Origin of the sequence: Flavobacterium sp. Root935 (genome assembly GCF_001429295.1) — a bacterium.
Taxonomy (GTDB): domain Bacteria; phylum Bacteroidota; class Bacteroidia; order Flavobacteriales; family Flavobacteriaceae; genus Flavobacterium.
Map to the genome: position 1 here is coordinate 292,081 of NZ_LMJL01000012.1, position 17,592 is coordinate 309,672.

The window sequence follows — 17,592 nt, forward strand, 5'->3', positions numbered from 1 at the left end:
ACGATAAAATGAAAAAAGATCGCTTATTAGCAAAATGGCTCAACGATGATTTATCTCCAGATGAATTGGCAGAATTTGAGGCGAGCCCTGATTTTGAAAAATACCAGAAGATAAAGAAATATACAGCTCATCTAGAGACAGATGACTTTGATGAAAATGCTATGCTGTCTAACATTTTAAGCCAGAAAAAACCAGCTCCAAAAGTTGTTCCGTTATACAGAAAATGGATGTTTCGCGCAGCGGCCATATTTGTCCTCGCACTTGGAGTTACATTTGCGATGAAAGTTTTTATGTCTGAAACGGAAACCGCAGACTTTGGAAAAAAGACCACTTTTTCACTACCGGATAATTCTGAAGTAGTGTTAAACTCCGGTTCTGAAATAAACTATAAAAAATGGAACTGGGACAATAATAGACATCTTGAGTTAAAAGGAGAAGCGTATTTCAGGGTTGCAAAAGGAAGACGTTTTGAAGTGCAAACAAGCCTTGGAAAAGTAACCGTTTTAGGAACACAGTTTAATGTTAAAACCAGAAAAAACAGGTTTGATGTAGTATGTTATGAAGGACGTGTAAAAGTAAATTATGCTTCGACCGAAATTCTACTAACCCACGGTCAAAGCGTGAGTTTTGAAAACGGAAAGCAGGTCAAACTGACTGTAAATTCGTCGAAACCAGAATGGATGAACAATCAAATATGCTTTTATCAGGAAAACATACAAAGCCTTTTAGAAGAGGTTGAAAGACAATACAATATTAAGATCGAGTTAAACGCCAAAGACACGATCTCATTATTTACAGGAAAGTTACCTGCTAAAGACTTAAATACAGCTTTGCAGATTATCAGCACAACGTATCATCTAAAAGCCAAAAAAGTTTCAGAAAACAAAATAATTTTTGACGAAAAATAAATGCTCCGCCCCAGACAATTTCATTTTTTGTTTGTTCTAATGCTTCTTGCCCTGAATCTTTCTGCTCAGGACAAGGGCAAGTTAATGCCTTTCAAAAAAATAATACTTGATATTGAAAAACAACACGATGTCAATTTTAATTACACGGAGGATAACATTGCTGGACTGGAAATCAATCCTCCAAAAAGATCCCTTTCTTTAGAACAAAAACTGGAATATCTGGGTAAAAAAACGCATTTATCTTTTGAAAATATTGGAAATAAATTCATTAATATCTACAAAAAAGATAATGCCACAGAAATGATCTGCGGCTATGTCATTTCAGCAGCAGATAAAAAACCTATTGAAAACGCAAATATCAGTTTGCCTAACAAAACTCAGTTTGCAACCGACTCAGAAGGTTATTTTGAATTTATAAAAGAAGACAAAACTACTTTTACAATTAGTCACGTAGGATTTATATCCAAAAGAATTTCAGCTGGAAATTTAGTTTCTAAAAATTGTCCCCAGATATTGCTGGAACCTGAAATTACAGAACTGCACGAAATAAAAGCCAATGCAATTTTAGCATCAGGAATTTCGAAAAACAATGACGGTTCGTTTGAAATTAAACCTAAAAAATTTGGTATACTTCCTGGACTTATCGAACCTGATGCCTTACAGACTATGCAGCAGATTCCTGGTGTAAATAGTCTTGACGAAAGTGTTTCCAGTATTAATGTTAGAGGAGGTACACACGACCAGAATTTATTTTTATGGAATGGAATCCGAATGTTTCAAACGGGACATTTTTTTGGTTTAATATCTGTTTTCAATCCAAATTTAGCCCATACAATTTCTATCTATAAAAACGGAAGTTCTGCGTTTTATGGCGAAAGTGTATCAAGTGTTGTGGCTATTTCATCTACTGCTGAGACAGCAGAAAAAAACTCGTTTAGTGCAGGAATTAACATGATTAATGCCGATGTTTATGCAAAATACAATCTTTCTAAAAAAAGTTATATTGAAATTTCTGCCCGTAAATCGATTACTGATTTTGTTGAAACTCCTACTTACAAAGAATATTTCAATAAGGTTTTTCAAAACACTACCATCACAGATTTCTCTCAGAATCAAAACGTAAATTATCAAAGCGACAAAAAATTTGGTTTCTACGATGCCACACTCAAATATGCCCAAAAAATAGGAACTAAAGATCAAATAATACTCGATTTAATTACTATAAAAGATAATCTGGAGGTTTTTCAAAGTGCCACCGTTTATAACACCAATAAATCAGAAGAGAATGTGCTGCGCCAGCAGAATTATGGTGGAAATTTGTCATGGAGAAGAAACTGGAACAGCTTCAATACTACAAAAATTAATTTCTACAATTCTTCTTATGAACTTCTAGCCAATCAGAAAACGACTTTAGGAGATCAAGTTGTCATTCAGGAAAATACAGTTAACAATAACGGAATTAACTTAGAAAACAATCATATCATTAATTCTAATTTTAGTCTTAATGAGGGGTATCAGTTTAATGAAATGGGTATCACTAATTTGGAACAGGTAACAAATCCAGACTTTTACCGTAAGGTAAAAGACGTGCTTCGAACTCATGCTTTAATTGCAGAAGGAAAATATAACGATACAATTTCCAAAATCTATTTTAAAGCTGGAATGCGGCTTAATTATATTGAAAAATTTAAAAAGTATATTGCAGAACCTAGAATACAATTTGCGTACGGCATCAATAAAAATGTAAATCTGGAACTTTTGGGCGAGATCAAAAGTCAAAACTCCCAGCAGATTATTGATTTACAAAAAGATTATTTTGGGATTGAAAAAAGACGCTGGATCATTTCAAATAATACTACAATTCCCATTCAAAAAAGCAGACAGTTATCTTTAAATTTATTCTATAAAAAGAATGACTGGCTTCTTGACATTGAAAATTTTTATAAAAAAGTAATAGGAATCACCACTTCCAGTCAGGGTTTTCAGAACCAGTTAGAATTTGTTCGAACTACTGGAGACTATGAAGTTTGGGGAACAGAAATGCTTATTCAAAAAAAAATAAATCAATTTCTAACTTGGTTTAGTTATACGTACAATGAAAACAATTATCATTTTCCCAATTACGAATATCCAGCTTTTCCAAATAACTTTGAGCTGACCCATACTTTATCATGGGCGGGGATTTATGAGAAAAACAATTTCAAAATTGCTTTGGGGACAAAATGGTCTTCTGGCCGGCCAAAAACCTCTCCCGATTTTGCCCAAATAGATCCTTCAGATCCTGTTTTGTTTTATAACAAACCTAATAATACCAATCTGCATATTTTCTCGCAGGTTAATATTTCTTCAACTTACAAATGGGAAACATCAAATGGAATTCAGTACAAAATAGGAATTTCAATATTAAATATTCTCAACCGTAAAAACGAAATCAGCGAATATTATAGAATAAGTTCCCTAACAAATTCTATAGAAGAAGTTGATACTTTTTCGCTGCAACGAACTCCAAACGTGAGTTTTAGAGTTTCTTTTTAATTCTATCTCTACAAGGGTTTTAAAAAACTCTTTTTCTTCTTTTTTATTTTTTTTCAAAAAACACAATTCTTTGGTAGGGTAATCTTTATCAAGGCTGTTTTACTATTAAATCTTATCAAAATAATAAAAAATGAAAAGAAGAAAAACAGCAATAGTAACTGCTATATTACTGATTATCATCTCAGCCGGTATTTACTTTTACTACGGATTCCTATTTAAAGAAGCACGGAATATCGAATCAGAAACGCCTGATTTCAGTATAACTGCCACAAAACTACTGGAAGATTATAACACGAATCCTAAGACAGCAGATTCTTTATATCTCAATAAGACTATTGAAATTACAGGAATGGTAACCAAAGAAACAGATTCTGTGATCACTCTAGAAAATACTGTTTTCTGTCTCTTCACTCAAAAATTAAAAAATAAATCTGCTAATACTATAACAAGAGTTAAAGGTAAATGCATTGGATATGATGAACTTTTTCAAGAAGTCAAATTAGATCAATGCACATTATTAAACAAACAAATCAATTAATCAATTTATGAAGAAATTTTTAGTTCCAATCTGCTTCTTTCTGACGGCCGTGGCATATTCACAAGATGACTTGCTGCAGGGTCTTGATTCTACTCAGGTAGAAGAAAATTACTCAACCGCAACTTTTAAAGCTTTACAGCTGGTAACACTGCAGACCACAAAAATGCCAGCAAAAAAAGAGTTTTATTTTGTAGTATCACATCGATTTGGCAGCGTTAAAGATGGTTTCGACAGTTTTTTTGGTCTTGATAATGCCACTACAAAACTAGGCGGTATTTATGGCGTAACCGACTGGTTATCGGTAAGTCTTTCCAGACATACCTTAAACAAAATGTATGAAACAGGATTAAAATACAGAGTTGCCAGACAAAACGATAATTTTCCTTTGGACATTGTTGGTTACAGCGTTGCAGATATTAACACTTTCTTAGAGAAAGATCAATATCCTGGTTTAGAATTTAAGCATCGTCTTACGTATGTACAGCAGGTTTTAATATCGAGAAAGATCAGCGAAAAACTGTCACTGGAATTAGTACCGTCATTTATCCACAAAAACCTTTACAATCCTGATATCGAAAGAGATAATCAGTTTTCTTTTGGCGGCGGCGGACGCTATAAAATCACTAAAAGACTATCTGTTAATTTAGAATACATGCACAATTTTGATAAGCCCGACTTTTATAAAAATCCATTATCTGTAGGACTTGACGTAGAAACAGGCGGGCATGTATTTCAGTTAATCTTTACCAATTCACAATCTATGAGCGAGAGCGGATACCTTACGAATGCATCTGGTGACTGGGGTAAAGGTGATTTCTTCTTCGGCTTTAACTTATACAGAGTATTTTAATAACTATAAATCAATAAATCATGAAAAAAACAATCTTACTTACAATTTTATTAGCTGCATTGGCAAGCTGTAGTGACTCAGATACAGTTCAGGATATCGAAACACCAACAACGCCGACGAATCCAACAACTTCAATTACTTATAGTAAAAATGTAAAATCTATTATTGATGCCAACTGTATCAGCTGTCATTCAAGCGGAAGATCTGCAGCGTTTAGACCTCTAACTACTTTTGCAGAAGTTAAAGCGGCTGTTGAAAATTCTGGTTTATTAAACCGAATTCAATTGCAAAACGGCCAGCAGGGGCTTATGCCTCAAGGCGGAAGAATGTCGCAGGCTAATATTGACTTAATCGTAAAATGGAATACGGACGGATTAAAAGAAAATTAATCATTATGAAAAAATCATTGCTAAATTTCTTCTTTTTGCTGTTAATTATTACTGTAGGTACAAATGCTTCTGCACAAAAATTAATTACAAAAACAGGAAATATAAAATTTCAGGCTTCGATGCCTTCTTATGAGGAAGTTGCAGCCGAAAACAAATCTGTATCTGCAGTTCTTGATCAGTTAACTGGTGATTTTGCTTCTTTGGTTTTAATAAAAGGATTCCGATTCAAAGTTGCATTAATGGAAGAGCATTTTAATGAAAATTACATGGAATCTGAAAAATTCTCGAAAGCAACTTTAAAAGGCAAAATAGAAGATTTTGATATTTCTAAGATTATCAATACTCCTAAAAATTTTACCTTAAAAGGCGATCTTACCATTCACGGCAAAACAAAACCTTTAACAGTAATCATAAAAATTTCTAAAGCTGCGAACGGAGTTAATGCAATTGGTTCTTTTGAAGTAAAACCAGAAGATTTTGATATTGAAATACCAAGTCTTGTTAGAAAGAAAGTTGCTGATAAAATAAAAATCAATTACAATTTTTTATTAGTTAAGTAATCTTTTAAAAGGTGCTTTTTAGCAAAGAAACCACTCTTCAAAGATCTGGATCGAATTATTGATTTAGAACCTCATTAAACATGACTAATGTTCTGGGGTCAGTTTTTATATAAGCTGGCCTCTTTTTTTTAACCTCAATCAAAATTAGATGATCTGCAAAAACTACGTAGTTACTGGAGAAGATGTGAATGATTTTATGGTTATGGAAAGTGCCGCATACATTTCATACTCAGTCAGATTATTGTATCACTTTTTATTTTATAATGGTTTTTCAAAAGAGAAACTGAACACTCTGAATCTCGATCTGCATGAAGGAAATCATGAACTGATTTGTTATAAAGATTTAATGTTTACCCAGCATTTTTTTGTTGAGCTTAAACATTTTTATATCGATGACAAAATCAGGATTAAAAGCTCTTTTTTCAATTCAAAAAATAATGCTGTGCAGAGGTAACGAAAGAAGTCGAATGGTTTGACCCAATTCGCAGACAAGTTGTAGAAACTCCAAAACAAATCCTTTTACATTTTTATCCCAATTTGTAACTTAAAACAAAACGGAAATAATCTAGTTTTTGAAATGGAAACCTTTTTTACCACAAAAGTTAAGACGGTATCTTTTACATTAAGTAAAAAATAAATGTTTCTTGCATTTCATTTTTACAATTTAATAACGAGAAATTCGATTATAGTATCGGCCTAGCTCCATTTGACTATCTGTTTACATCATTTTTATTATATTGCAAAGAATAAGAGTAAAACGAATATATAAGATGATAAAAAACTTGCTGTTTACGTTTGCATTGGGTCTTCTGGTCCATGCACAGACCAAAGCTCAAAATATTACACTTAGTCCTTATAAGGTAATTTGCTCACAGGTTACTGTAGAGCAGGTTGATTACAAAGGTAAAAAAGCATTACAGGTTCAGGGACTATCCAATGATGAAAAAACACTTGCGATCCTGAAGGATATTGATTTTCACAACGGAACAATTGAAGCGTCTATTTCTGGACAAACGCTTGCCAGTGCTGGAGAAACCGCACGCGGATTTGTTGGTATTGCTTTTCGCGTGAGTAATGATGCCTCTAAAATGGAAGTATTTTATTTGCGTCCTACAAACGGCCGGGCAAATGATCAGGTTCGTAGAAACCACTCCACACAATATATCTCAGTTCCTGGATATCCATGGGAAAAACTAAGGAAAGAAACTCCTGAAAAATATGAAGCTTATGCTGACATGCAGCCTGAAGAGTGGATCAAAATAAAGATTGAGATAAAGGACGAAACCGCAAAACTTTACGTCAACGGAGCTTCACAGCCAACACTCATTGTCAGCGATCTGAAACAGGGTAAAAATCTGCGGGGAAGTATTGGCCTTTGGGTTGGTCCTGGAACATTGGCCCATTTCACCGATCTTAAAATTACTAAAGAAAACGGATAAAATTAATCTAAGAACTCTAGTACTTTTAATACAAAGAGTTTTGAGCGGTTATTATTTATTCGTATTGCCACAATTTCTGTAGGCGACTGACAAATTATTTTTTGAAAGCAAATGAGAAATACGACAAGTTTCAAAACTAGTTTCTTAGAAAACATCAATAGGTTTTGTTGTTTTCCTGTCAGCCAGTGATTGGCAAGCCCCGGCAACTAAGTGTAAATTTTTTAAAACAAGAAGTATCTGTTTAAGAAAAAACTAATTGAGGGCAATTTTAAATTAGACCGCTGATAATGATTTTAGATTTCTCTATCATTTCATTAGACTTGAACATCTGACTCTCTATTAGAGAGCTCTCAAAAAGCATATATATATGATCCGATAAAACTTCATCCTTAATAAAATTTGAAAAAAATTTCCTTAGATCTTTCTTATGATCCTGAATTACGTTCAGTATTTTACGATTATCACTAGGGATTTCAGATAAAATATTTAAGAAGCTACACCCTCTGAAATTTTCCTTAGAGTTCATGTAAATTAAATAATCAAACGATGACAAAATCTTTGATTTAGTATCTTTTTTGTCGGTTATAAAATTATTGAGTTCATTGAACCAATATGTATGTCTTGCGTTTAAGAATGCTACGCATAGATCTTCTTTGGACTTAAAATGTTGGTAAAAGCTAGCCTTGGCAACTTTTGCTTCAGAAATAATCTGATTAATACCGGTCGAATTGTAACCCTGGTTAGCAAAGAGGCCAAAGGTTACATCCATAATTCTTTCTTTTGGAGATATCATGAGCTGATTTATTTTGGAACAAATATACAACTAAAAAAAAAAANTCAAATCTAGCTAAAAAATGTCTTTTGGACTTTGATTTATAAAAAAAACAGAACTAGCTGCAGTAAAATTTTGCTAATCCTGTTTCTAATACATTTTTCCGCTATTAAAACTTTCGTTGTTCTTCTGTGATTGGCAAATCATTGATACTGGCATATCTCTTGGCCATCAACCCATTCTCATCAAATTCCCAATTTTCATTACCATACGCCCTAAACCAATCACCTTTTTCATCCATATACTCATATTCAAACCTTACAGCAATGCGGTTATCGGTATGCGACCAGTACTCCTTCTTCAGTTTATAATTTTGCTCTTTTTTCCATTTATCGGCAAGAAACTTGACAATTTCTTCCCTGCCGTTTACGAATTTATCTCTATTTCTCCACTCGCTGTCAATAGTGTATGCTTTAGAAATTTTTTCAGGGTCTTGGGAATTCCATGCATCTTCAGCAAATTGAATTTTCTGTAGTGCTGATTCAAATGTAAACGGTGGTAGTGGATGTTTCTGTTCCATTTTTTAATAAATTAAATTGTTAATACTTTCTTAGTCCTTTATTTCGATTATACATCTAGTAATAATTAGACAGGACAAATTTAAAACAAAAAAACAAAACAGACAAACTTGTCTGTCTATTTTTTGTTTATTTTTTTACTTTTAATTTTTTAATCAAAAAACAGAGACTATTGTCCTTTTGTAATCCTTTAGATTTTTCTGGTTTGAAAAACAAAAGCCTGATGCCAAAAGGCATCAGGCTTACTTTCGTAGATAAATATTAATACTTCGCTTAAGCTTAAAATCAAATTTTAACTTTTCCCAGCAGATTTTCAATTCTTGAAGGTGAAATTTCTGGATTTGCTCCTGGAGCTTCGGCTACTAGAGCTCCTACCGCACAGGCAAAATCAATGGCATTCTGAGGTGCTTTATCGGTAAGCAGTGATGTGATTAAAGCCGCTAAAAAGGAATCCCCTGCTCCAACTGTATCAGATACCTTAATAGGATATCCTCCATTTTGATAAAGCTCTCCTTCCCACATTAATAAGGCTCCGTGTTTTCCCTTAGTGACACACATAGCCCTTACTTTTGTTTTCTCTGCAATAAAATGCATATTGTCTTCCAGACTTGTAAAAGGAGATTCAATAGCTGTTGCTATCTCTAGCAATTCCTCATCATTGAACTTAATAAAATCAGCTGAGTTCATTAATTCCTGCAAAATTTCATAGGAATAATGCGGTTTTCTTAAATTGACATCAAAGACCTTGTAAGCCACTGAATTCAACAGTTCTTTTAAAGTTTTTCTTGAAACAGCATCTCGACAGACTAAGCTGCCATAAATAAGTACATCTGCTTGCTTCACTATTTTTTCAGCCTGCTCATTCAATACAATTTTATCCCATGCTGACGGGTAGCTGATTTCATAACTTGCCGAACCTCGTTCGTTTAAAGTGACATTTACCAGACCAGTTGGAAAATCTTCTGAGGTAACTATTGTATCGGTTTTAAGTCCCAGACTCTTTATCTCTTCCTTAATCACTCTGCCATCTTGATCGTTTCCTACACAGCTAATCATAGCCACCTCGCAGCCAAAAGTTTTCATGCGCAGGGCGACATTAAGCGGTGCCCCTCCAATCTTTTTCTCATTGGCAAAAACATCCCAAAGTACCTCTCCGTACGCCACCGCCTTAAGGTTTTTTCCGTTATTCATTCTAAAATATTTTATTATTAATTTCTATTCTGGCTGAGTTATCTGAAGATTTGAGATTGTGCTTGTCTGTCCTTCAGCGATTAATCCCCATTTGTTTTTGTCTCTTCCGTAAATGCGGTTGGTGAGCGCTGCTTTTCCATTAATATAGAGCACAACAACACTTCCCTCGGTAATTATTTCAATATCATATTTTACATTTGTCTGAAAGGCAAAAGGCAAACGAGTAACTTCCTGCGAAGCCGAATTATAACCGCTTATTTTTCCATTAGCAATATCAAAAACAATTTTATAGTAACTTCCTGTATCATTGGTATGAAAAACAAATCCAGCTGTTCCTGAAGATTTCGTTAAAGTGACTTCTGCTTTTATTTTAACTTTCTTTCCAATACTTTTAAAAGTAACCGTTGCTTTTTCTGTTTCTCCCGATAAAGAATAGGTTCCATTATTGGCTGTTACATTTGCTGAAATGGCATCTACTTCAGCAGTAGCGTTCTTTTTAGAAAATAAATCCTTTACTGACTTCGGAGATTGAGTCCCTAAAGTTCCATCTGAATTCTGAATCAATTCATGAATAACCATATTCCCCGCCCAATCTTTATTTCCTAAATCATTTTCAGGTGTTTTTCTGGCATTCCATCCAAAAACATATCTTTTATTTCCGTCAGAAGCCGTTTTTCCTGCATAGAAATATTCTCCGTCAATTCTGTCATTCTGAGGTTTTGTCCAGGGACCATTGATAGATGATGCAATTCTGTAATGTGTACCTTTGCTTCCGCTCCAATTCTCAGAAAACATTAAATACCAGTTACTTCCCATCTTGAAAATATCCGCACATTCCATCATTAGATAATTATCCTCGAGAGTTGTAGTATAAAGCGGAGCTTCAACATCCCATTTTCCTGATGCAGGATCAGCACTTGTAAAATGCAGCAGAACTGCTTTCCTTCCCGGTTCTGTCTGTGTGCTTACCAGCATTGAATATTTTTTCAGTTCATCATTGTAAAATACATGAGGATCTCTAAAATCATAGTTATAATATCCTGTCGGTGCAGTTATTTTAAAAGACGGAACTTTTGTCCAGTTTTTCAAGTCGCTGCTAATTGCGCATAATACGCTTTCTCTTGCATTGGATTGAACAAAAGCTGGAGTTTCGTTATGTCCAGTATAATAGAAATAATAAAGACTGCCCGCTTTGATAACTGACCCAGTGCCAATCGCAAAATCAGGTTCAAGGTTTGAACCATACGGAATGGTTTGGCCTTCATAAGTAAAATGCGCCAGATCTATGCTCTGATATTCATGAATATCATGAAATCCTTTTCCAGCTGGTTTATTCTGTGCATCATGCAAGAAGTAGATATGAAATTTTCCGTTATCAAAAAAAGGCATTATATCTCCAGTATAACCCGCGCTATAGTACGGATCGTCTGCGCCCATCCATTGCGCTGGCGGAACAGGAAAAACACTTGTTATTTCAGAATTGCCTCCTGAAATCGAACCTCCAATATAAGTTTCATCTTGACTGCACGAAGCAAACCAAAAGAAAGCGAGAGCAATTGTAATTATATTTCTGTATTTCATTGTATTAAATTCAAGTGATTTATTTTCCCGCTAGGTAATTGATACTGTTTTGTGTCAGCAGTCTGATGTTTGCAATAAACTCATTAGACTGGCTTGGCACGCCGCTGCTGTTGGTTTCATTGTACCAGTCGTAAGCCCCCATTGAAATAACAATTACATTTTTATTTGTACTTGTATTTGGAAATTCTGCAATGGTAACCCTTCCGTTCAGTTCATTATCCCAAGCTTCACTTGCCAGATTAGTTCCTCCCGTTTGGTTTCTCCAACCTTCTCCATTATTGTATCCGCCCCATTCCGGTAAAAACCACCATGCGGTATGATTTAATCTGAAAGTGCCGCTTTGCAGCAAATTAGCTTTTCCAGCTTCAAAAGTGGTTAAACCCTGAAATATTGGATGGGCTTCATGACCAACAAATGACATTCCCCATGAATTTCCGTCTACAAATCCATTTGGAGGAAAATCACCAAAAACATTATTTGGTCCTTTTCCTGATGGAACAATTCCTAAAGCATCAACGTATTGTGAAGCGAAAGAAGTCAAAAGCAGGTTTCCGCCATTTGCCCTAAAATTTTTAAGTGCAGTGGTAACGGCAGGATTATAAGCAATAGAAGGTAAATTTGCAGCCGAATCAAAATGCCACCAAATCACATCGACATCACTTAAATCTGCGCCGTTCTGAAGACTTTCAAAGGAAATATATTTAGCTCCCGGGAAATTATCAAATAACCAGTTTGAAGCTGTAACTTCATCCATGTTTGTGATTCCTGATCTTGTAGCTGCAGTTCCTAAAAATGCAACTGTTAATCCTGTAACTGGAACTCCGACATTTGCAGTATAATTAACGCTTTTGCCATTTGATGTTATTACAAAAATGACTGCATTTGTAAAATCAACTGTTGCTCCTGAAACTGGTGAAATTGTAACGCCTGTTGTAACTTCGATCACTGGTTTAAGCGCTGTTAAGTCAGTATTTTCAGGTAAGGTCAAATTAATTGTTCTGCTGATGTCGTTTACAATTGCTGCTGCACCATTGATCGTGAAACTTTTAATTGGACTTAAAACGGTTGTTGTTACTGTGTAATCTTTGTATAAATTACCGTTAACCACTCTGAATTTTACTGGATTTGTAAAATTAATAGCTGAATTTAATTCCAGATTTGACGTTGCTCCTTCTTCAAAAACAACTTCTGGTTTTATGGCTGTTATATCTGATCCGTAAGGCATTACAACAGTAATTTTCCCTGTTGTCTGATTAATGCTTCCTGAAACTCCGTTTAATTTAAATGAAAGTACATTTGAAGGCGAATTCACATCAAATCCGCCAGTTTCAAAACTGTTTTCGCAGGCAGTAACCATAAAAATCATTGCCAAAACTATAGACATTTTAGTCCAATATTTATTTAAAGCTTTTTTCATTTTGCTGATTCTTTAAGGATTAATAACCTGGATTCTGTTTATACAATCCCTGACTGAAATTAATTTGCTTCAACGGAATTGGGCAGTATTCTTCTTTGTGTGCATCAAAAAAAGCATCCTGATAATAGGTACGTTTTGTTTTTTCTTTTGCATAAAAGTCATTCATAACCTGATCTGTAATTCCCCAGCGAACAAGATCGAAGAATCGGCTTCCTTCCATAGCCAATTCTAAACGACGTTCCCAGCGCAAAGCTTTACGGGCAAAATCCTGTGTCCAGTTGCAATTGCTTCCGTCCACATATGTATTGATTTTAAAATTGTTTACGTAAGGCAGTCTTCCTGTACTCTGTGCAGCTCTTTCTCTTATTTCATTAATTAAAGGCAAAGCTTCAGATTGTCTTCCTAATTCAATCAAAGCTTCGGCACGCATCAGAACCACATCAGCATAGCGAATCTGGATTCTGTTTTTTGAATTTCCATAAAACGGATCAATATTTACCACACAGCTGCAGCTTGGTGCAACATTTTCCTTTAGAGAAGCAAAATAACCATACGTTCCTGGAGATCTAACCCAGGCTTCAACATATAGAAATTCAGGATCATATTTATAAGGCAGACCTGGCATTGCAACGGTATGATATAATCTCGGATCAACTGTATTAGCATCTATGTTTTTATAATCAAAATCCTGATCATTATAAGTATCAAATTCCGGCAGACCATTTACGCCTGTTTTAAAGGCATTCACTAGATTCTGGCTTGGCTTATGAAAATCGCAGCATCCTAAACCTTGGGGAGTAGAAAGCACATCTGAAAAATTCAGCCTTCCATAAAGTGTTCCGTCATTATCAGAAAACTGGATTGAGAAAATAGATTCTGGTCCGTTCTCGTAAGTTCCGGGAAGAAAGTTGTTTGCAAAATCAGGTTCTAAAGAAGCTTTTCCAATTACGTTATCTGTTGCCGCAATTACTTCCTGCAGATGCTGCTGATTTATGCCTGTAACTTTAAATGTTTCATCCTGCGTATAGGCCTGATACAATCTTGTTTTTGCCAGATAAGCATAAGCCGCTTTTTTAGTGGCGCGACCTACCTGTGGCTGTGTCTCGGGTAGATTATCTGCAGCAGCTTGAAAATCTTCTGCAATTTTATTCCAAAGTTCTTCGTTTGAAAGCGCTTTGTTTGAAATTGTTTTATAATCTTCTACTGGAATATCTTCTGTTATGTAAGGAACATCTCTAAACATAATTTTCAGCATAAAATAAAAATGTCCTCTTAAAAAACGCATTTCAGCCATTCGTGTTTTTTTCAGTGGATAATCCGCTTCTGAGAGCTGCTCTAATGCTTTTAAGGCTTTATTGGCTCTTGAAACTCCTACATAGCTGATATACCAGAAAGAATCCAACTCTCCAAAATCAGGTCTGATATTATTGGATACTTCAAAAAAGTGAAAATCCTGAATATCATTTGTACCGCTTCCTCCTTTGTAAGCATCATCTGAGCGGACATTTCCGAATGGCCACAGACTATACGGAGAATCATAATGATCGTTTCCTAACTGTGCATAAGCTGCATTCATAAATCCTTCAACGGACTGAGGTGTAACAATATCTTCTTCTGACAACACCCCACGCGGATCATTTTCTAAAAAATCGGAACAGGAAGCCAAAAAACCCATCACTGCAAATCCTGCTATATATAGTATTTTTTTCATTTTTTCAATCTTTTATTATAAAGTAAAATTAAGACCGGCAGTAAAGGTTGTCGGCTGAGGATATCCAAAACCTGCATTTTCCGGATCAACTCCTGTGAAGCTTTTGGCATCAATAATCAATAAATTCTGTCCGCTTATGTAAAGTCTAAAACTCTCCATATTTAGTTTCTTCAGTAATTCTTTAGGAAAACTATATCCAAACTGCAAAACTCTAAGTTTAAGATAATTTCCATTTTCTACATAATAAGTTGAAAATCTCGACTCTGCATTTCTGTCAACAGTTGTCAATGCTGGGATTGTAGAATTTGGATTGTCTAAAGACCATGCATTAAGCAGGCGGGTTCCTTTGTTTGATCCCACATCATCAACACTCCAGAAATCAGTCTGATATTTGGTATTATTGATAACATCTACATCGCTTGCTCCTTCCCAAAAGGTTGTAAAATCAAAGTTTTTATAAGACAAGTTTAAATTAATGCCGTATAGCAGTCCAGGATTTGGATTTCCAATCCACGTGCGGTCTTTATCTGTAATTGCCCCGTCTCCATTTAAATCTCTGTAACGGATTCTTCCAAGACCCTTCCCTTCCTGAATTGCCGAATTATCCACCTGATCCTGACTTGTAAACAATCCGTCAGTAACATATCCGTACATCGAATTGATTGGTCGCCCTAAAATATTATCATCCAGTCCGTCGCCGCCGTAGTTATTTTTTACTTCATCTGGCAATTGTGTAATTTTATTTTTGTTTGACGAAATATTTCCGGAAATATCATATTTCAGTCCAAATGAAGTTTCATCGTGATAGCCTAAAGAAAACTCCCAACCTCTATTTTCCATAGAAGCTCCATTAACCCAACGGTTTCCGCCTTCTCCAATAACTCCTAAATAAGGTGGCAATACTAGAATATCATCTGTTTTTTTGATATAATAATCTACAGATCCGCTTAATTTTTGTTTGAATAAACCAAAGTCCAAACCAATGTTCGTTTGTGTAGTTGTCTCCCATTTCAAATCATCATTTCCAGACTGAGTCGCAATAAAACCAGACGGAAGTAATCCGTTTCCGTTTCCTGCAATATCGTAAGCTGTTCCAAAAGAAGTTGCCCATGTTGGACTTCCACCCGCATAACTTGCCAGATAAAGCGAATAAACCGCTGTATTGCTGATTTCCTGATTACCAGTCTGTCCCCAGCCTGCTCTTAATTTTAAATCTGAAAAAACAGAAGCATTGTTTTTTATAAAATTTTCGTTGCTGATTCTCCATCCTGCTGAAACTGCTGGAAAAGTTCCAAACTGATTGTTTTTTCCAAAACGGGAAGAACCATCACGACGAATTGTAGCCGAAACCAGATATCGATTATCAAACTCATAATCTGCTTTTCCGAAATAAGAAAGTAAAGAATATACAGTAGAAGTTCCGCTGGTAAAAGATTCTCCTGTTCCTGCATCGGGATACATATAATCTGGAGTTTCAATCAAAAAGTCGTTCTTACGCAGCGTATTTGTATCATAAGTATCTTTGTACATCTCTGTTCCTGCCATCAGATTCAGATTGCTTTTTCCAAAATTCAGGCTATAAATTGCAGTATTTGTCCATGTCCATTTGTCACTGATAGACTGATCGATGGTAACAGAAGTCTGATCGTTTTGCAGATAACCAGATTTGTAGCTTCTCTGCAGTGTACGTTTTTTGTAAAAGCCGTAATCCATTCCGAAACTGGTCTTGATGTGCAGGTTTTTAATGATTTCTAAATCCGCGTAAGCGTTACCAAAAAGACGCAGATAATCGTATTTATTATCTTTATTGTATTCTAAAAGACGAACTGGATTCTGTCTGTCATTCATCCCTCCGACTGGTCCTCCCCAGCCAATTCCGTCTACAGTGTGCACCGGAATAATTGGTAAAGCTCTAAGTGCGGGGTCTAGAACACCAGGATCTGTCACTTCATTAGTTCTGTTTAAACTGAAATTCTCGCCAATAACCAGCTTTCCGTCAAAATATTTATACGACCCATTCATGCGGGCAGAGATTCTTTCAAAATCTGTTGTTTTAACCACGCCTTCGTTCCCGTAATATCCTAATGAAAAAACGTAGCTCCCTTTATCTGAAGCATTCGAAACAGACAAATCATAAGAATTGGCAACTCCAGTTTGAGAAATCGCATCGTACCAGTCAGTATTTGAAGCTTTTATGGTTTGCTCGGCATCTAAATATTCTGGAACCAGAACTTTATTCAATTGCGGTTTATTATTATTTACCGACCAGTCAAACTGATAACGAAGGTTATTATTATTTGGATTTAAACCATCGTTTATATTGGCCTGCCAAAGTGCCTGACCAAACTGGTTCGCATTGAGAACATCTAACTTTCTTGAATAATCAGAAAAGGAAGCATATGTGCTGAAATTGATTCTCATTTTACCTTCTTTTCCTTTTTTGGTTGTAATGATAATCACACCATTTGAAGCTCGGGAGCCATAAATACTGGCTGAAGAAGCATCTTTCAGCACCTGAATGGTTTCAATATCGTTAGGATTTAATTCATGCATTCCAGATTTTGTCGGCATTCCGTCAATTACGTAGAGCGGATCTGTATTGTTCAGCGTCCCGACACCGCGGATCACTACTTTTGTATTTCCTCCGCTTGGCGAACCATCTGAAGACACTTTTACTCCGGCAACTCTTCCCTGCAAAGCTTTGATCGGGTTTGGCTCTGGCTGTTTCATGACTTCTTTCATGTTCACAACTGCGACTGCTCCTGTAATATCCGTTTTCTTTTGTTTGGAATAACCGGTTACTACAACTTCATTCAATTGATTGTTGTCAACTTTCAGCGTTACATTGATCGTTTTCTGCCCGTTAACAGAAATAGATTGCGGCGCATATCCGATAAACGAAATTACAAGTACGGCATCTGAAGCAACATTTTGAAAGGAAAAATTTCCATCAAAATCTGTTGCTGTACTGGTATTTGTACCCGAAATAATTACGGTTGCTCCTGGAAGCGGCATTCCGTCATCTGCCGAAATTACCGTTCCCTTTACTCCGTTTTCCTGAGCTGTCATCATCAGCATGGGAAAGAAGAAAAATAGAAAATAAATAATTTTACTTTTCATGAG

At 35.4% G+C, this 17,592-nt stretch carries 15 protein-coding genes; 8 read left to right on the forward strand and 7 right to left on the reverse strand.

The window, feature by feature from the left end; translation table 11 throughout:
• Nucleotides 1-8 precede the first annotated feature (8 nt).
• The 8 genes from ASE40_RS16045 to ASE40_RS16080 all read left to right on the forward strand — a co-directional run bounded on the left by ASE40_RS16045 (nt 9) and on the right by ASE40_RS16080 (nt 7,219).
• Nucleotides 9-908, forward strand: a complete 900-nt coding sequence (locus tag ASE40_RS16045) for a FecR family protein (RefSeq protein WP_057118101.1) — start codon at nt 9-11, stop codon at nt 906-908.
• A gap of 84 nt (nt 909-992) precedes the next feature.
• Nucleotides 993-3,443, forward strand: coding sequence for a TonB-dependent receptor (locus ASE40_RS16050; protein WP_241774382.1), 2,451 nt, complete (start codon nt 993-995; stop codon nt 3,441-3,443).
• 130 nt (nt 3,444-3,573) lie between these two features.
• Nucleotides 3,574-3,981 carry an OB-fold protein gene (locus tag ASE40_RS16055; RefSeq protein WP_057118103.1) on the forward strand — a complete coding sequence of 136 codons (408 nt, stop codon included), beginning with the start codon at nt 3,574-3,576 and terminating at the stop codon, nt 3,979-3,981.
• A gap of 7 nt (nt 3,982-3,988) precedes the next feature.
• A complete protein-coding gene (locus ASE40_RS16060; RefSeq protein ID WP_057118104.1) occupies nt 3,989-4,831 on the forward strand; it encodes a DUF5777 family beta-barrel protein in 843 nt (280 codons plus the stop codon).
• Nucleotides 4,832-4,851: 20 nt separating this feature from the next.
• Complete coding sequence (locus ASE40_RS16065; protein WP_057118105.1) at nt 4,852-5,220, forward strand: c-type cytochrome; 369 nt, start codon at nt 4,852-4,854, stop codon at nt 5,218-5,220.
• A gap of 5 nt (nt 5,221-5,225) precedes the next feature.
• Nucleotides 5,226-5,780, forward strand: coding sequence for a YceI family protein (locus ASE40_RS16070; protein ID WP_057119787.1), 555 nt, complete (start codon nt 5,226-5,228; stop codon nt 5,778-5,780).
• 148 nt (nt 5,781-5,928) lie between these two features.
• Entirely contained in the window at nt 5,929-6,234 is a 306-nt protein-coding gene (locus ASE40_RS16075; RefSeq protein WP_241774383.1) for a hypothetical protein, read from the forward strand.
• Between the two features lie 346 nt (nt 6,235-6,580).
• A complete protein-coding gene (locus ASE40_RS16080; protein WP_128414985.1) occupies nt 6,581-7,219 on the forward strand; it encodes a hypothetical protein in 639 nt (212 codons plus the stop codon).
• A 268-nt stretch (nt 7,220-7,487) separates the two neighbouring features.
• Here ASE40_RS16080 and ASE40_RS16085 read toward each other — a convergent pair whose 3' ends face one another.
• From ASE40_RS16085 to ASE40_RS16115, 7 genes are all read right to left on the reverse strand, one after another.
• A complete protein-coding gene (locus tag ASE40_RS16085) occupies nt 7,488-8,012 on the reverse strand; it encodes a TetR/AcrR family transcriptional regulator (protein ID WP_057118107.1) in 525 nt (174 codons plus the stop codon).
• A gap of 148 nt (nt 8,013-8,160) precedes the next feature.
• The gene (locus ASE40_RS16090; protein WP_057118108.1) at nt 8,161-8,571 is read right to left on the reverse strand and encodes a nuclear transport factor 2 family protein; all 411 of its coding nucleotides are present in this window, start codon (nt 8,569-8,571) and stop codon (nt 8,161-8,163) included.
• Between the two features lie 283 nt (nt 8,572-8,854).
• Entirely contained in the window at nt 8,855-9,760 is a 906-nt protein-coding gene (locus ASE40_RS16095) for a carbohydrate kinase family protein (RefSeq protein WP_057118109.1), read from the reverse strand.
• 24 nt (nt 9,761-9,784) lie between these two features.
• Nucleotides 9,785-11,341 carry a glycoside hydrolase family 32 protein gene (locus tag ASE40_RS16100; protein ID WP_057118110.1) on the reverse strand — a complete coding sequence of 519 codons (1,557 nt, stop codon included), beginning with the start codon at nt 11,339-11,341 and terminating at the stop codon, nt 9,785-9,787.
• Nucleotides 11,342-11,360: 19 nt separating this feature from the next.
• Entirely contained in the window at nt 11,361-12,758 is a 1,398-nt protein-coding gene (locus ASE40_RS16105) for a DUF4960 domain-containing protein (protein WP_057118111.1), read from the reverse strand.
• 19 nt (nt 12,759-12,777) lie between these two features.
• A complete protein-coding gene (locus ASE40_RS16110) occupies nt 12,778-14,469 on the reverse strand; it encodes a RagB/SusD family nutrient uptake outer membrane protein (RefSeq protein WP_057118112.1) in 1,692 nt (563 codons plus the stop codon).
• 15 nt (nt 14,470-14,484) lie between these two features.
• Nucleotides 14,485-17,589: a SusC/RagA family TonB-linked outer membrane protein gene (locus tag ASE40_RS16115; RefSeq protein WP_057118113.1), complete on the reverse strand. Its 3,105-nt coding sequence runs from the start codon at nt 17,587-17,589 to the stop codon at nt 14,485-14,487.
• Between the last annotated feature and the right edge of the window lie 3 nt (nt 17,590-17,592).

What these genes read in the sequence shown, in the direction of transcription:
- ASE40_RS16075 (WP_241774383.1), top strand. Translation starts at nt 5,929, where the DNA reads ATGATCTGCAAAAACTACGTAGTTACTGGAGAAGATGTGAATGATTTT.
- ASE40_RS16105 (WP_057118111.1), bottom strand. Translation starts at nt 12,758, where the DNA reads ATGAAAAAAGCTTTAAATAAATATTGGACTAAAATGTCTATAGTTTTG.
- ASE40_RS16060 (WP_057118104.1), top strand. Translation starts at nt 3,989, where the DNA reads ATGAAGAAATTTTTAGTTCCAATCTGCTTCTTTCTGACGGCCGTGGCA.
- ASE40_RS16115 (WP_057118113.1), bottom strand. Translation starts at nt 17,589, where the DNA reads ATGAAAAGTAAAATTATTTATTTTCTATTTTTCTTCTTTCCCATGCTG.
- ASE40_RS16055 (WP_057118103.1), top strand. Translation starts at nt 3,574, where the DNA reads ATGAAAAGAAGAAAAACAGCAATAGTAACTGCTATATTACTGATTATC.
- ASE40_RS16045 (WP_057118101.1), top strand. Translation starts at nt 9, where the DNA reads ATGAAAAAAGATCGCTTATTAGCAAAATGGCTCAACGATGATTTATCT.
- ASE40_RS16065 (WP_057118105.1), top strand. Translation starts at nt 4,852, where the DNA reads ATGAAAAAAACAATCTTACTTACAATTTTATTAGCTGCATTGGCAAGC.
- ASE40_RS16070 (WP_057119787.1), top strand. Translation starts at nt 5,226, where the DNA reads ATGAAAAAATCATTGCTAAATTTCTTCTTTTTGCTGTTAATTATTACT.
- ASE40_RS16100 (WP_057118110.1), bottom strand. Translation starts at nt 11,341, where the DNA reads ATGAAATACAGAAATATAATTACAATTGCTCTCGCTTTCTTTTGGTTT.
- ASE40_RS16110 (WP_057118112.1), bottom strand. Translation starts at nt 14,469, where the DNA reads ATGAAAAAAATACTATATATAGCAGGATTTGCAGTGATGGGTTTTTTG.
- ASE40_RS16050 (WP_241774382.1), top strand. Translation starts at nt 993, where the DNA reads ATGCCTTTCAAAAAAATAATACTTGATATTGAAAAACAACACGATGTC.
- ASE40_RS16095 (WP_057118109.1), bottom strand. Translation starts at nt 9,760, where the DNA reads ATGAATAACGGAAAAAACCTTAAGGCGGTGGCGTACGGAGAGGTACTT.
- ASE40_RS16090 (WP_057118108.1), bottom strand. Translation starts at nt 8,571, where the DNA reads ATGGAACAGAAACATCCACTACCACCGTTTACATTTGAATCAGCACTA.
- ASE40_RS16085 (WP_057118107.1), bottom strand. Translation starts at nt 8,012, where the DNA reads ATGATATCTCCAAAAGAAAGAATTATGGATGTAACCTTTGGCCTCTTT.